Annotated in this window: 11 protein-coding genes and 1 pseudogene; 7 read left to right on the forward strand and 5 right to left on the reverse strand. The window is 70.1% G+C overall.

Annotated features, from left to right (window positions below):
- The first annotated feature begins 134 nt into the window (after positions 1–134).
- Positions 135–908, forward strand: a complete 774-nt coding sequence (locus ACM6LR_RS37120) for an isocitrate lyase/PEP mutase family protein (protein ID WP_414941860.1) — start codon at positions 135–137, stop codon at positions 906–908.
- A gap of 130 nt (positions 909–1038) precedes the next feature.
- Here ACM6LR_RS37120 and ACM6LR_RS37125 read toward each other — a convergent pair whose 3' ends face one another.
- Positions 1039–2811: an AMP-dependent synthetase/ligase gene (locus ACM6LR_RS37125; RefSeq protein WP_414941859.1), complete on the reverse strand. Its 1773-nt coding sequence runs from the start codon at positions 2809–2811 to the stop codon at positions 1039–1041.
- 76 nt (positions 2812–2887) lie between these two features.
- Between ACM6LR_RS37125 and ACM6LR_RS37130 the strand changes: the two genes are divergently transcribed.
- From ACM6LR_RS37130 to ACM6LR_RS37145, 4 genes and pseudogenes are all read left to right on the forward strand, one after another.
- Complete coding sequence (locus ACM6LR_RS37130; RefSeq protein WP_414941858.1) at positions 2888–3529, forward strand: TetR/AcrR family transcriptional regulator; 642 nt, start codon at positions 2888–2890, stop codon at positions 3527–3529.
- Positions 3530–3608: 79 nt separating this feature from the next.
- Complete coding sequence (locus ACM6LR_RS37135; RefSeq protein ID WP_414945460.1) at positions 3609–4538, forward strand: SMP-30/gluconolactonase/LRE family protein; 930 nt, start codon at positions 3609–3611, stop codon at positions 4536–4538.
- 203 nt (positions 4539–4741) lie between these two features.
- Positions 4742–5043, forward strand: a pseudogene (locus tag ACM6LR_RS37140) (DUF2238 domain-containing protein).
- 27 nt (positions 5044–5070) lie between these two features.
- Positions 5071–6456 (forward strand): serine/threonine-protein kinase, encoded by a 1386-nt coding sequence (locus ACM6LR_RS37145; RefSeq protein ID WP_414941855.1) that lies wholly within the window; start codon positions 5071–5073, stop codon positions 6454–6456.
- Between the two features lie 14 nt (positions 6457–6470).
- Here ACM6LR_RS37145 and ACM6LR_RS37150 read toward each other — a convergent pair whose 3' ends face one another.
- Together ACM6LR_RS37150 and ACM6LR_RS37155 are read right to left on the reverse strand one after the other, a co-directional pair.
- Positions 6471–7700, reverse strand: coding sequence for a hypothetical protein (locus ACM6LR_RS37150; protein ID WP_414941854.1), 1230 nt, complete (start codon positions 7698–7700; stop codon positions 6471–6473).
- Positions 7700–8731: a hypothetical protein gene (locus ACM6LR_RS37155; RefSeq protein WP_414945461.1), complete on the reverse strand. Its 1032-nt coding sequence runs from the start codon at positions 8729–8731 to the stop codon at positions 7700–7702. Before ACM6LR_RS37155 ends, ACM6LR_RS37150 begins: the two co-directional genes overlap by 1 nt.
- 207 nt (positions 8732–8938) lie before the next feature.
- On the opposite strand from ACM6LR_RS37155, the gene ACM6LR_RS37160 reads away from it, so the two are divergent.
- Both ACM6LR_RS37160 and ACM6LR_RS37165 read left to right on the forward strand, forming a co-directional pair.
- Complete coding sequence (locus ACM6LR_RS37160) at positions 8939–10057, forward strand: BTAD domain-containing putative transcriptional regulator (RefSeq protein ID WP_414941852.1); 1119 nt, start codon at positions 8939–8941, stop codon at positions 10055–10057.
- A gap of 215 nt (positions 10058–10272) precedes the next feature.
- On the forward strand, positions 10273–12714 hold the full coding sequence (locus tag ACM6LR_RS37165; RefSeq protein WP_414945462.1) for an ATP-binding protein: 2442 nt from the start codon (positions 10273–10275) through the stop codon (positions 12712–12714).
- A gap of 4 nt (positions 12715–12718) precedes the next feature.
- Here ACM6LR_RS37165 and ACM6LR_RS37170 read toward each other — a convergent pair whose 3' ends face one another.
- Positions 12719–12967, reverse strand: a complete 249-nt coding sequence (locus ACM6LR_RS37170; protein ID WP_414941850.1) for a hypothetical protein — start codon at positions 12965–12967, stop codon at positions 12719–12721.
- Positions 12968–13078: 111 nt separating this feature from the next.
- Complete coding sequence (locus tag ACM6LR_RS37175; RefSeq protein WP_414945463.1) at positions 13079–13504, reverse strand: hypothetical protein; 426 nt, start codon at positions 13502–13504, stop codon at positions 13079–13081.
- Positions 13505–13636 lie beyond the last annotated feature (132 nt).

Below are 13636 nucleotides of genomic sequence, written 5' to 3' on the forward strand. Positions count from 1 at the left end.
CGTCTCCAATGCGGCATTGGGGACAGTGGTTATGCGGGTCGGTGGGTCGTGAGTGGCGATTCGGGTCAGGGTGGAGTGGTCTTCGCCTGCCTACCGGCACAGCCCGCACCGGTCACGGCCTCTAGATTGGGGACATGGTTTCCACCGCTGAGAAGGCCACCAGGCTGCAGGAACTGCACGCCGACCCCGAGTTGCTGCTCGTCGTCAACGTCTGGGACGCGATCACCGCGAAGGTCGTCGCCGAGACCGCCGGTACACAGGCGCTCGCCACCCCGAGTCACGGTATCGCCGCCTCCCGCGGCTATCCCGACGGCGAGAAGATCCCCCGCGACCTGATGGTCGCCGAGGTCGCCCTCATCGTCCGGACGGCTGGCGACCTGCCGGTCACCGCTGACCTGGAGGCGGGCTACGGCGACCCGGGTGGCACGGTCGCCCGCGCGATCGAGGCCGGCGCGGTCGGCTGCAACCTCGAAGACCAGATGAAGCCGCTGGACGAGTCGGTGAAGGCCGTCGAGGCCGCCGTCGCCGCCGCTCAGTCCGCGGGTGTCGACTTCGTGGTCAACGCCCGCACGGACGCCTTCCTCAAGGGGGGCGACCCCGAGGAGGCGCTGACCGAGGCGATCGCCCGGGGCCGCGCGTACCTGGACGCGGGCGCGTCGAACTTCTTCGTGCCCGGCAAGCTCGACGAAACCCAGGTCGGCAGGCTGGTCGAGGCGCTGGGTGAGCGCAAGGTCAACCTGATCGGCATCCCCGGTTCGATCCCGCTGGCCACCGCGCGGGACCTCGGCGTCTCCCGCGTGTCCTACGGGCCGTGGAGCCAGAACGTCGCCCTCACCGCGCTGGCCAAGCTCGCCGAGGACGTCTACGCGGGCGGCGGCCTGCCCGCCGACACCCGCAAGCTGAACTGACCTCAGCGCTGCCCGGAATGGGGTAGCTCGACGGCGCACCGTCGTCGAACGCATGGGCCTGGAACGGCCGGCGCCGCGCAGGTCGACGGTCTGCCCGCCGGGCCGTGGTTCCGGCGCGCGGTCGACACGCCTACCGCGCGGGGCCTCCGTACAGCGCGTCGATCTCGGTGGCGTAGGTCTCCGCGATCGAGGCACGCTTGAGTTTCATGGTCGGCGTCAGCTCGGCGCCGCCCGGTTCCCAGTGGACCGGCAGCACGGTGAAGTCCTTGACCTGTTCGACGCGGGACAGTCTGATGTTGGCCCGTTCGACCACGGCGGCGACCTCCTGGCGGATGACCGCGTTCCCGGCAAGGGAGGCGGGATCGGCCGGGAGCCCGTGACGCTCGGCGAAGGCCGCCGCCGCGTCCGGATCGAGGGTGATCAGCGCGACCACGCAGGGCCGACGGTCGCCGATCACGACGGCCGAACCGATCAGCGCACCCGCCGACTTGAGCGTGTTCTCGATGGCGGACGGCGACATGTTCTTGCCTGCCGCGTTGATGATCAGTTCCTTCTTGCGATCCACAATGGACACGTAACCGTCCGGGTCGATGGTGGCGACGTCGCCGGTGTGCAGCCAGCCGTCGCCGTCGATCGCCTCGGCCGTCCGTTCGGGGTCGTTCCGGTAGCCACGCATCACGGCGGGGCCGCGCATCAGCAACTCGCCGTCGTCGGCGAGCCGTAGTTCGACGCCGTACTGGGCCTTGCCGACCGTGCCCGGCCGGATCGCGTGCCGCGGGTTGATCGTGCCGTGGACCGAGGTCTCCGACATCGCCCAGCCCTCGCAGATCGGCAGGCCGACGGCCATCAGGAAGTCCAGTGTGTCCACCGCGATCGGGGCGGCGCCGCTGATCGGGAGCACGCAGGCGTCCAGCCCCATCCTGGCGAGCACCCGGTCGAGGACGAGCCGCCGGGCCAGCCGGTGCCGCAGCCGCGACCAGCGGGAAGGGCGTTCACAGTGCACCGTGGACAGTCCGATGCCGAGCGCCCATCCGGCGATCGACCGCCGGACCCCGGTTTGCGCCGCGAGCGCCTGTTCGACCCCTGCCTTGATCTTGTACCAGAGCATGGGCACGCCGAGGAACACCGTCGGCCGGACGGCGGGCAGGGTGGCCACCACGGCCTTGGGATCCGCCACGCAGGTGACCGTCGCCCCGGAGGCGATCGGGAAGTAGTGCGCGAAGTACCGGTTGGCGAGATGCGCGTCCGGCAGGAACGAGAGCACGCGTCCGTTGTCGACCGCGCCGGCGATATCCGGCGACTCCAGCGCCGCACCCATGCTGTAGGCGAGGTTGCGATGCGTGAGTTCGACGCCCTTCGGCGGTCCCGTGGTGCCGGAGGTGTAGATCAGTGTCAGGACGTCGTCAGGGCCGACGGCGCGCCACGTAGCGTCGAAATCGAATTCCGGCGGTTCGGTGTTTTCCAGTTCCGCGAGGGAAATCACGCCCTCGGGGGCGCCGTCCACACAGACGACGCGGTCCACTTTCCGCACCCGCGGGAGAAACCGCTCCTCGCAGACCACGATCCGGTTGCCGGCGTTCGCGAACAGGTACTCGATCTGCTCGGCGGAACTGGTGTTGTAGATCGAGAACGGGATGGCGCCAAGGTGGAACGCCGCGACGTCGACCAGGTGGAACTCTGGCCGGTTGGTCAGCATGAGCGCCACGGTGTCCCCGCGCCGGACGCCGAGCGCGTGCAGCCCCGCCGCCAGCCGCCGCACTCGTTCGCCGAACTGCCGCCAGGTGAGCGACACCGCGTCGTCCGGCGTCCGCAGCGCGACCACGTCGCCGAACTCCGCGATCGTGCGCTGGAAAACGTGGCACAGGCTGGGGATCTCCCGCAGTTCGGCCGCGCCGACGCTCATCCGTCCTCCCAAGATTAATACAAACGTATCAATTAAGAGTGAGACGTTAGTATCGGTTCGACCGAAGGGGAAGTCAATGACCGGTAGTCGCGGCAAACAGCAGGCGCGGAGCCGAGAGCGCCGCGAACTGCTGCTCCGGGCCGCGATGTGGCTGATCTGCGACGGCGGCGTCAAGGCGGTGACCCACCGCGCGGTCTCCGCCAGCGCCGGGCTGCCGCAGGCCGCGGCGGGGTACTACTTCGCGACCAGCGAGGAACTCATCGCGGAGGCCCTGCGGTTCCACATCCACGAGCGGATCGAGGTCGTGCGCGAGTTGCTCGCCGACATCGTGCGCGACGCGGAATCCGTGCTGGAGGTCGGCGAACGGCTCACCCAGGCCCTGGTGGCGGGCAAGTTCGGCGTGACCGTCGCCCAGTACGAGCTGTACATGGAAGCCGCCAGGAACCCGGCCATGCGCGACGTGGTCGACGAGGCGATGGGCACCTTCGAAGCGTCCGCCGCTCCCCTGCTCACCTCCCTCGGCATCGCCGATTCCCGGCGCGCGGCCAAGGCCTTCATGGCCCTGCTGGACGGCCTGGCGCTGCACCGGCTGGCCAACCCGCAGCCGACCGAAGAAGACGCCGAGCTCACGAAGCGCGCACTGCAAGGGCTCTTCCTCGCCTTCGCCATGGACGCCGACGACCTGCGACGGCGGACCAGCGTCCCGCTCGTCGATTGACACGTTCCCGCCGTCTGATCAATACTCCCGTCTCAAGCTGATTGATACATATGTACTAGTTCGGTGGATGTGGAGGCTCATGACCGGGCGTATCCGCGGCGTCGTCGCCGCGACGATCGTGATGGCGGCGGCCTTCACCGCACCGAGCGCCCCGGCCGCGGCCGCGTCGGCCTGCGGACCGTGGCAGGTGCGCACCGTCGCGACCGGACTCGGTCTCCCGCTGGAGAACCTCGCCTTCGACGGGCGAGGCGGCCTGCTGGTCTCCAAAACCCTGTTCGCGGACAACGGGTCCATCGAGCGCGTGACCCCGGACGGCGCGGTGGACACCCTGCTGCCGGTATCCGGCCCCGGCGCGCTTTCGGTGCGCGGCAATGAGTTGTACGTCAACACCGGGCACGAGACGCTCGACGGCGTCCTCGGCCTGAAGACCGGCACCATCGACATCTACGACTTCGACACCGGGCAACGGCGGACGTGGGCCACCGGTCTCACGATGCCCGACGGCGGCACGGTGCTGCCCAACGGCGACGCGGTGATCAGCACCCTGATCGGGCCGAAGCGTGGACTCTGGCTGGTACGCGAGGAGAATCCGTCGGCCCCGGAACGGTACGGGCCCGACCTGCTCGGCCCCAACGGCATGGTCGTCGGCAACGACGGCCGCACCCTGTACGTGGCGAACACCGGCGGCCCGGACTTCCAGATCGCCGCGATCGACCTCGCGAACCCCTCCGCGCCCGCGAAGAAGATCCGGCTTCAGGCACCGTGGCCACTGAACATCATCGACGACCTGACCATCGGCCCCGACGGGCGGCTCTACACGGCGGGCGAACACGGCATCGTGTACCGCGTCGACCCGGACTCCGGCGCGACCTGCGCGATCGCGACGGGCGTCCACCTTGGCTCGTCCGTGCGGTTCGGCGCCGGACCGGGCTGGGACCCGGAAAGCCTGTACAGCACCGGATTCGACGGTGCGGTGCGACGGCTCGTCCCCCCTGGCCGAGGCGAGTGACGGATTACCCGCTGCGCCGCCCCGCTGCCTCGCGGTCATTGTCCCCCATGTCGCATTGGGGACATCAGATACCGGCGGAGCCGTTCACGTCGCTGCAGGGGAAGTCGTCTGGGTGCTGATCGGGCTGCCGCTGGTGGTGGCGCTGCGCAAACGTTTTCCCCTGACGGCGGTCAGTACACCTACACGGAAGCGCCTGCCGGGGAATGGGTACAGGACTGGCCGGGCCCCCGATCGCCGTGCGCGAGGTGTTGCTGCGCCGGACCCCGTTGCGGCCCGGTGGCTGGGTCACGTTCCTGACCGTATGCGTCTGCCTGGCGATCGCCGCCTGTGTCGAGTTCGTGGAATGGTTCAGCGCGCTGGCCGCCGGGTCGGCGCGGACGATTTCCTCGCCACGCAAGGAGATGTCTGGGACACGCAGTGGGACATGGTCCTCTGCCTCTGCGGTGCGGTCCTTTCCCTGCTCGTCTGGCGCCGGGTTCACGATCGGCACCTCACCGCGGGTTAGAGTGGCCCGCGTGACTGGGGGAACCGTATGACGCCGCGGGTCGGCGAGGACTTCGGCGGATTCCGGATCGACGGGATCATCGGCCGCGGCGGTATGGGCGTGGTCTATCGCGCGTGGCAGCACCGCATGCGACGGCCGGTGGCGTTGAAGGTCCTGCCGCCCCATTACGCCGAAGACCCGGTTTACCGCGAGCGCTTCGGCCGCGAGGCGGCGGCGCTGGCCCGGCTCGATTCGCCGCATGTCGTCGCGATCCACGACCACGGTGAGGTGGACGGCTGCCTGTACCTGGCGATGCAGCTGGTCGACGGGCCCGACCTGGCCAAGGTGCTCGAAGCCGGGCCGATGAGCCCGGACCGGGCTTTGTCGGTGGTGGATCAGGTGGTCTCCGCGCTCGGCGACGCGCACGCCATCGGCGTCGTGCACCGTGACGTCAAATCCGGCAACGTCCTGCTGCGGCCCCGTGCCGAGCACCACGACGAGGACTTCGCCTACCTGTGCGACTTCGGCATCGCGCGTTCCGCCGAGATCGACCAAGGCGCGGAGACCAGCGGGGTGATCGGCACCGTCGGCTACATGGCTCCCGAACGTCTTCGCGGCGAACCCGCCACCGCCGCTTCGGACGTCTACGCGGTGGGTTGTCTGCTGTGGGTGACCCTGACCGGTGAGCTGCCCTATCGCGGCAGCCAGCCCGAGGTGATCGTCGCGCACGACCGGGCACCGATCCCGCAGCTCACGGTCGACGATCCGCGTACCGCGACGGTCAACGGCCTGCTGAAATCGTTGCTGGCCAAGGATCCTCGTGACCGTCCGACGGTGCGCGAAGTACGCGACCGCATCCGGGCCATCCGCGCCGACGCGCCACTCGCCGCGGTCGCCGTCGAGCCGCCTCGCCGCCGCCGGACCGGTTTGGTGGCGGGCCTCGTGGCCGGAGCCGCGCTGATCGTCGCGATCGTCCTGGCGGCGGTCTTCCTGACGTCGACGGGACCGCCCGCCGCCGACCGCGTCGGCCGCAGCACGCCCACCGGGCTCACCTGCGCGCCGGTGACGGCGGCTGGCGAGGGCGTCCGCGCGCAGGTCGTCTGCCAGACCGGCGGCGAGACCGGCGAGCTCCGGATCTCCGCGCTCGACGACGCCGACGCGGCCACCGCCTACCTGCGCACCGGCGCGGGAACGGATCCGGCCGGGCTCACCGCGGGCAAATGCCCCGGCGACCTGCCTGCCAAGCAGTCCTGGTCACGCGACGGGCACCAGGGCACGCTCGTGTGCACGGTGCTCGGCACGACCACCCGGTACGCCTGGACCGACGACGAACACGCGACCGTCTCGGTGCTCGACGGCAAGGTCGGCACGCCCTACCCCGCCGATCTCCGCGCCGTCGAGGACTTCTTCGCGGCACTCCGCTTGCCTCATTAACCGCGAGGGCTGATTCACCGCGAGCCACGCTGCCAGCGCTCCAGCAGCGCCTCCGGAGCAGAACCAGGTGCGCCGAAGTAGTAGCCGTAGACCAGCTTCGCGTCGTCGTCGAAATAGAGGGTGGGGCTGCGGTCGTCCGCCGTGACGAACCGGATGAACTGGCCGACGACCGGACCGCCGTGACGGTTCCAGGTGCTCACCTCGACGGTGCCGGGCACCACACCGCCGTTGGAGGAATTCTCCGTGCGCAGCTTGATCAGGGCCTCGTGGTCGGACGCGGTGCTGAACACCAGCATCGCGCCGTCGGCCAGCGGGCATTTGACCGTCTCGGCCGTGCCGGTGGTGGCGGGCACCGCCCTGCAGTCCGCCGACCGCTCGTTGAGAACGTGCGCCTGCGCGAGTTCCCAGAGTGTGCCGGAGGAGAACGCGGCCCCCGGCACCTCCGGACGTTTCAACACCCCGAACTTCCGCGCGTCGTAGAACTCGGCCAAGGCCGGGAGCCCGGTCTTGGCCGCGGTCAGTGTCGCGCTGACCGCGCGGGGGCTGTCGACGTCCCAGTAGATCGACGATTCGCCGGAGGCCAGTTCCCGCATCGCGAACGCCGCGCCCGGGCCGGCGCTGTTCGCCGAACGCACCGCACCGGCGGTGTCGGCGAGTTTCCGCGACTCGGTGAGCCTGCCCGGCACGTCGTAGGTGACCAGCGTGAGCGCGTACAGCCCGGCATCGCAGCCGACTCGTTCCGTCTCGCCGGGTTTCGCGGCCTGCTGCGCGCACCGGACCGCGCCGTCGAGCAGACGGGCGCCGAGTGCGCGGTAACGGCCGGCGACCTGGTCGAGCGCGTACCGGTCCGGCGGCGGTGCCGCGGGTTCTTCCTTGCCCTGGACGAAGATCACCGCTCCGGTCGCGATCGCGGCCACCAGCAGGACGGCGGCGCCGAAGAACCACCACTTCTTGCGTCCGCGAGAAGGAAGCTGCCGTGTCGAGCGGTTCTGAGGGCCGCCCCAGGTGAGCCGGTTCTCCGCGAGTGTCGGGTTCAGCGGCGGCCCGGTCGGGTCGGGATCGTGCGGCAACGACGCTTCCAGCGTTCCCGGACCTCGCAGTGAGACCACGAGCGCGTCGATTTCCGCCGGGCTGAAGGCGTTTCCGGACTGTTCCAGCGCGGACCGGAGCGCCACGGGATCGGTGAGCGCGTGCCGCCCGAAGCGGCGCGCGACTTCGGCGAGGCGGGGGTCGTGGTCGTCCATCACGCGTCCGGATCCGCCCAGAACTTGCGGAGCACCTGCTGATCGTCGGTGCCCGCCTGCATGTAGACGGCGACCCCGGTGGAGTCTTCGTCGAAATAGAGCCGGGCGTAGCCGTTTTCCGGCTCCAGGAACCGGATCCGGGTGCCGTGCCCTTCGCGCGGGGTGCCGACCGGGATACCCGCGCGGATTCCCGGCTGTCCCGGCACGTACTCCCAGCGCAGCGTCCGGATCGAGCCGGGCCGCGCGCCGTCGTTGTCGGTCTGCAGCACCTTGCGCAGCGAGGTGAGCTGCTTGGGGAAGAACAGCACGCGGAAGCTGGCGATGATGCCGGAACCCAGGTCGCAGTTGACGGTTTCCCGGACACTCACGATGGATTCGGCTTGCTTGCAACGGACGTCGGGACGATCGAGGTACGGCTTCGCCGCAGCGAGCAACTCCGGATCCTCGAAGGCCGCGGCCGCTTCCTCGGGAACTGGTGACGGAGAGGGTTCCGACTGGGGCGCCGACCCCAGCGGCCCCGACGAAGGCACGGACGAAGACGGCGGCGCGACCGGCGGCTTGTCGGCGGCGCTCGGCTCGTCGCCACCGCTGAGCGCGAGCGTCACGCCCGCCGCGACGAGGGCGACCACCATGACGACGACACCGGCGATCACGGCGATCCGCTTGCCGCGCTTCGGCTTTTCCCCGGCCAGGACGGTGGTCAACGCGGTGGTCGGCTCGTCGGCGCCGGTGTCCCTTGGAAGATAGCCGAGGGCCGCGCCGAGTTGTCCGCAAGCCCATTCCGCCCCGGGGGCCGCGCCGCAAGCCGCTGTCGCGACCCGGAGCGCTTCGGCCGGGCCACCTCCGGATTCGAGTACCGCGCGCATCCGCTCGGCCGCGCCCGCGCCCGCCGCCGCGGCGAGCGCGCTGATCTCGGCGTCCGGTGGCGGGTCGGGAAGACTGCGCAGCGCGCCGGTGAGCACGATCGAGTCGGACAGCGCGTCGCGCCCGTGCCGGTCCACCACGTTCTCGAGTGCGGTCAATGTGGTCATGGCGGTCAGTTAAACCCATCTCGCTTCAAGATCGCTTTAGGCCGTGTCTTTCGAAGCGCGCTTTCGGCTGACCCCTCATCCAGCCGTCTCAACGGCCCGCCTCCGCAAACCGAGACCTCCGGCCGGAAAAACGCACGCGCGTGCCCTCGCCCAACCTGCCAACCCCAGTTTGCGAAACACGGCCCAGGCCGTGTGATGATCGTGCCCGTGACAGTGGAGGTGCGGTTGCTGGGAACGGTGGAGCTGGCCGTCGACGGCGTGCCCGCCACCCCTGGCGGGCTGCGGCCCCGCGCGGTGCTCGCCGTGCTGGCCGCCTCCGGTGGAGCGCCGGTCAGCGCGGCCAAACTGGCGGAGGCGATCTACTCCGACACCGGTAAGCCCGCGTCTCGCTCCACCGTACAGGTCCACGTGCACAATCTGCGGCAAACCCTTGGTACGCACGGAGAATCCCTGCGGCACGGACCAGCGGGCTATCAGCTTCTCGGCGTCCGCGCCGACCTGCGCGAGGCGGAAGACCGGATCGGCCGGGCGAGGGCCGCCGAACGGGCCCGTGACACCGGGGGCGCCGCGGCCGGCTACCGGCAGGCGCTCGAACTGTGGCGGGGCCCGTTCTGCGCCGACTTGCCCGACCACACCGCTCTCGACCCCGCGCGCACTCTCTACGCGGAAATGCGCTGGGAGGCACTGGAGGCGCGGATCGCCGCGGACCTGCGCGCGGGGGACGTGCCCGGACTGGTGCGGGAACTCGAGGAACTGGTCGCGGATCATCCGCTGCGGGAACGGTTCTGGGGTCAGCTGATGGTCGCGCTCTACCAGGACGGACGCCAAGCCGAGGCGCTGGACCGCTTCCGGCAGGCGCGGCGGGTGCTGGCCGAGGAAGCGGGCGTCGATCCGGGTCCGGCGTTGCGGGAACTGGAACGCGCTGTCCTCGCCCACGCCGGAACGGCGACACTGCTGCGAGTCGCCGCGCCCGGTGCCGCCGGATCCGGGCAACCGGCGCTGACCTGGGTCGACGGCGCCGGCCGGGCCCGCCTGCGTGAACTGCCCACGCTGGGGCGCCTGGTCATCGGCCGCGACGCGAGTGCCGACGTGGCACTGCGCCACGACGGCGCCGTGTCCCGCGAGCACGCCGGAATCACCATCGAGGCGGGCGATCCCGTTCTGACGGATCTCGGTTCCCGCAACGGAACTTTCCACAACGGCGAGCGGATCACCGGGCCGGTCCCGCTCGCCACCGGTGACCTGGTCCGCTGCGGCGACACGGTACTGGCGGTGACGAACGGCGGCGCGCCGGTCAGCGCGGTGGACGGGACCACCCGCTCGTAACTCCGGTGGTCCGCCCGGCAGGGCTGAAGGGGACTTTTCCCGCATGCCATGCGGGGAAAGCGCCCTTCACCGCGTCAGACGCGGGGAAAGTCCCCTTCAGCCGCATTTCACCTCGCCGAAACTTGATCGTCCAGACGGGTTAACGCACCGGTTCGGCGTTCTGGATCACGCCGGGCCAGCCTTGAGCGGGCCCCGTCCGCGTGGATAATTCCGGCATGACGAACGCGGCCTTGAGCGACGGTTCAGCCACCTTCAAGGCGCTTCTGCATCACTACCGCGTTCGTGCCGGCCTCACCCAGGAAGAACTCGCGGAAGGCTCGGGCGTCAGCGTCCGCGCGATCAGCGACATGGAGCGCGGCGTCGCCAAAAGCCCCCAACGTCGCACGATAGAGGCACTCGCCGCCCCGTTGGCCCTGACCGACGACGAGCTGACTCAGCTGCAGAAGGTCGCGAAACGGGGCCGGTCACGGGCGGCGGTGACGACACCCGTGACCGCACCGGCCCAGCTCTACGGTCCTCCCGCGGTCGGCGTGCTGCCCGCCGACCTCGACGATCTGACCGGGCGCGAACCCGATCTCGGCGCGCTGCGCGCTCTCGCCGGCGAACTGGACGGCGGCCGCCGGCGCTCCGGGCACGTGGCGGTGCTGAGCGGGCCGCCCGGCACCGGCAAGACGAGCCTCGCGGTGAGGACGGCCAACGAACTCGCCGGGCACTTCCCCGACGGCCAGCTTTTCCTGAAGCTGCGCGGGATGTCGTCCGAGCCGAGCGAACCGGCGGACGTGCTGCACCTCGCGCTGCGGTCACTGGGTGTCGACGCGGTCCAGATCCCGGCCGAACTCGACCACCGGATGAGCCTGTGCCGGGCGTTGCTGAAGGAGCGCGCCACCCTGATCGTCCTCGACGACGCCGCCGACGAAGCGCAGGTCCGTCCGCTGCTGGTCGGCGGGCGGCGTTGTCTGACGCTGATCACCAGCCGTCAGATGCTGGTCGGCCTCGAAGGGACCAGCAGGATCCCGCTCACCGTGCTGGGGCGGGACGACGCCGTCGCACTCCTGACCAGCATCGTCGGACAGGCTCGGGTGGCGCGGGAGAGCGCCGCGGCGATCGAGCTGGTCGAACTGTGCGGACGCCTGCCGCTCGCGCTCCGTATCGCGGGCAACCGGCTGGCGAGCCGTCCGGTGTGGCCGCTTTCCCGGCTCGTCGACCAGCTCCGGGACGAAGGCAGGCGACTGACGACGCTCACCGCGGGCGATCTCGACGTCCGCAGCGTGTTCGAACTGTCCTACCGCCAGCTCACCCCGACCGCGGCCAAGGTCTTCCGCCGGGTTTCGCTCGTCCCGGCCGCCGACTTCTCGGTGGGGGCGGCGAAGGAACTCGTCGACTCGCCGGACGAGGACGAGGCGGCGATCTTCCTGGAGGAACTGGCCGACGCCAGTCTGCTGCAGACGTCGTTCCACGACGGCCGGTACCAGTTCCACGACCTCCTCAGGGTGTTCGCGACGGAACGACTCACCCGGGAGGAGACCTCCGAAGCCGTGCAGGAGGCCGAGAACCGGCTCAACCGCTGGCTGGTGCGGACGGCGACGGCCGCGGGCCGGTACTTCCAGCCGTCCGACCAGGTGACCACGCCCGCGGTGACGACCTCGTCGTTCGGCGACCACACCGGCGCGGGCCGCTGGCTCGAGGTGGAGACGAAGAACTGGTCCGCCGCCTTGAGAAGTGCCGCCGCACGCGGCGAACACCGGCAGGTCCTCGAACTGGCCGAGGCCATGCACTGGTACTCGGAGATCGGCGGCACCGCGAGCACCTGGCAGGAGGTGTTCGAGCTCGCCCTGAAATCGGCACTCGCGATCGGCAGTAAGCGCGACGAAGCGGTGCAGCGCAACTTCTTGGCCTGGGTGCTGTCCACCCTCATGGGTCACCCGGACGACGCCGTCCGGATGGCCCAGCAGGCGTGGGAAGCCGCGGTGGACGCGGGCGATCTGCGGGAACAGGGCTGGGCGCGGGTCTATCTGGCGAGCGCGCGACTCCATGGCGGCAGCACGCCGGCTTCCCGAGGACCGTTCGACGAAGCGGTGACGTTGTTCACCGAGGCCGACTATCCTCTCGGCCTCCACGTGGCGCGGGCGATGCGGGCCACCTACCGGCACACGAACGGGGATTTCGACGAAGCCGCCACGGAGTTCGACCTCTGTGTCCGCTACTTCAGGCAAATCCAAGTGGGCCCGCACACGCCCGTCGACGACACCAACTATTCGTATCTGTTGTTGCGTTCGGCGAAGAACCTGGCCGCGCTCAACGCTTTCGGTACCGCGCTCGGACAGTGCGAAGAAGCGCTCGAGCTGTTCCGGCGCCACGGCGCGCTCATGGGCCAGGCCCGCGCGCTCCAGGCCAGCGGCAGGCTGCTGCACCGGCAGGGAGAGCGCGTGACGGCCCGCGACAGGCTGACCGAGGCCCTTGCGCTGTTCGAGCGCTTCGGCCAGCCACAGTCCCAAGTGGACACTCTTTGCGATTTGACGGCCCTGGCCGAGGAACTGGGCGACCCGGCGTCCGCACGCGACACGCGGGAGCGCGCACTGTCCATCTGCGACAGATTGGATCGCGCCGAAGCCGCCAAACTGCGCGTGCGGCTCGCCGGGCATCCCAACGCGTCGTGACCGGTCAGGCCGACGAACGGGTCAGTTCCTCCCAGGTGATGTTCCCGAGCAGGACGTCCTGGATCGTGTAGCGGGGCGCGGGTTCGAATTCGGCGATGGTGGTCCGCTCCGGCCGCTCCGCGGCGGCGGCGATCCGGACGCCGAGTTCACTCGCGTCCATCCCGCGGATCTCTTCGCGGGACACATAGACGGCCACCATGTCCTCGGCCGTGCTGGCGGGACGACCGGTGAAGCCTTGGATTCGTAGCGACACGTCAACTCCTCTGGTCGAGCGGTTCTGCGACTCGTGTTCCAGTACACGTGATCAGGTCTTCCGCCACCATGCGTAACCACCGGCAGAAGGACCGGAAGGTGCTCCGGGCTGTCAGCCCTGACTCCACACCGGACGACGCTCGGGGCCCGGCGGCTCGAGCACGAACCCGGCCGCGCGCCGGACGGTTTCCGGTGTCACCGGATCCACCACTCCCCCACCCGCCCGGATCCGGCTCAGCAACCCCGGTTCGGGGGCCAGGCCGTGGTGCTCCAGGTAGTAGGTCACGGTGTCGGTCCAGATCCACTCGCCGTCGGTCAGGAAGTTCGACGGCACGACAGCCTTCCGGGCCGGGTCGACGACGTCGTCCATCAGCGTCGGCGTGACCAGTACCGGAGTGCCGCCCGACAGATACGCGACCAGTGCCCGGCGTTCCTCTTCGTCGTCGACACGCGGGTGGCCGGGCGCGAAACCAGGGCCGGTCGCGGGATCGATGAGGTCGAACACCCTCGCCAGGGTGAACTCCTCCGTTGTGGGCACCGGCTTCTCCTACCGTTGGCGCGAACTCGACCTCATCAGGACACCTGACCGGGGCGCCGGGCACCATGCAGGAGGGGCGGCAGAACCGCCCGGCAGTTCCGGACCGCCTGACGTTCTACGGGTCTCGCGTGC

Source organism: Amycolatopsis sp. cmx-11-32, from assembly GCF_047608695.1.
Classification (GTDB): domain Bacteria; phylum Actinomycetota; class Actinomycetes; order Mycobacteriales; family Pseudonocardiaceae; genus Amycolatopsis.

Coding starts and splice junctions, on each gene's coding strand:
- ACM6LR_RS37120 (WP_414941860.1), top strand. CDS start 135: ATGGTTTCCACCGCTGAGAAGGCCACCAGGCTGCAGGAACTGCACGCC.
- ACM6LR_RS37125 (WP_414941859.1), bottom strand. CDS start 2,811: ATGAGCGTCGGCGCGGCCGAACTGCGGGAGATCCCCAGCCTGTGCCAC.
- ACM6LR_RS37130 (WP_414941858.1), top strand. CDS start 2,888: ATGACCGGTAGTCGCGGCAAACAGCAGGCGCGGAGCCGAGAGCGCCGC.
- ACM6LR_RS37135 (WP_414945460.1), top strand. CDS start 3,609: ATGACCGGGCGTATCCGCGGCGTCGTCGCCGCGACGATCGTGATGGCG.
- ACM6LR_RS37145 (WP_414941855.1), top strand. CDS start 5,071: ATGACGCCGCGGGTCGGCGAGGACTTCGGCGGATTCCGGATCGACGGG.
- ACM6LR_RS37150 (WP_414941854.1), bottom strand. CDS start 7,700: ATGGACGACCACGACCCCCGCCTCGCCGAAGTCGCGCGCCGCTTCGGG.
- ACM6LR_RS37155 (WP_414945461.1), bottom strand. CDS start 8,731: ATGACCACATTGACCGCACTCGAGAACGTGGTGGACCGGCACGGGCGC.
- ACM6LR_RS37165 (WP_414945462.1), top strand. CDS start 10,273: ATGACGAACGCGGCCTTGAGCGACGGTTCAGCCACCTTCAAGGCGCTT.